The sequence below is a fragment of the Massilia pseudoviolaceinigra genome (genome assembly GCF_030846505.1).
Taxonomy (GTDB): Bacteria; Pseudomonadota; Gammaproteobacteria; order Burkholderiales; family Burkholderiaceae_D; genus Telluria_A; species Telluria_A violaceinigra.
Window position 1 is genome coordinate 1 of record NZ_JAVCWL010000119.1, and the last position, 903, is coordinate 903.

The following is a 903-nucleotide window of genomic DNA, read 5'->3' on the forward strand; positions in this document are numbered from 1 at the left end:
GCCCGCACGCTTGCCTTCAAGTGCTCCAGCTTTTCCGTCATGCGGCCGAGTTTGTTGGCAGGCAGCGCCTTGCGTTTGGTTCGCTTCATTGCGACGTGCCAAGTCACTTTCGTTTCAAGATTCTCTTCGCGTTTTTCAACGCCCTGGTATCCCGCATCGCCCAGTACCGCGACTTCATCGCCGTGCAGCAATGCATGTGCCTGCGTCACATCGGCCACATTGGCGGCAGTGGCCACCACCGTGTGTACCAGTCCCGACTTCGCGTCAACACCAATATGCGCTTTGAGCCCGAAGTGCCAGTCGTTCCCCTTCTTCGTCTGGTGCATTTCGGGATCACGTTTCTTGTCCTTGTTCTTGGTCGATGGCGGCGCGGCTATCAGCGTGGCATCCACAATCGTGCCTTCGCGCATCATCAAACCCTGGGCCGCCAAATGCCCGTTGATCGTTTCGAAGATCTTGCGTGTGAGCTCGTTCTTCTCCAGCAAGCGGCGAAATTTCAACAGCGTCGTGGCGTCCGGCGCCTGCTCGCGACTGAGATCGATACCGACGAAGCCACGAATCGCCTGGCTGTCATAGACCGCGTCCTCGATCCCCTCATCGGACAAACCGAAGCATTGCTGGACCACGTACATCCGCAACATGCGCGCCAAGCCGATCGGCGGGCGGCCAGCACCTTCAGCCTTGGGATAGAACGGTTCGATCAGCGCGTGCAACTGCGACCATGGCGTCACACTGTCTATCTTTGCCAGGAACACGTCACGACGTGTCAGCTTCTTCTTGGCGGCGTATTCGAGATCGGAAAAACTCTTCTGCATGATCGATTGGGCTGTCGTGGAGGCGCTGTTATTGTCTCAGGTATCGCACGAGCCCGGCACGGTGTCGGATGAATAAATCAGTGCTTCC

General features: G+C 57.6%; 1 protein-coding gene. It reads right to left on the reverse strand.

Going from position 1 to position 903, the window contains the following annotated elements:
* The coding region (locus RBA40_RS33350; protein ID WP_306653203.1) for an IS5 family transposase at nucleotides 1-815 on the reverse strand (815 nt) is incomplete at its 3' end.
* Nucleotides 816-903: the final 88 nt, after the last annotated feature.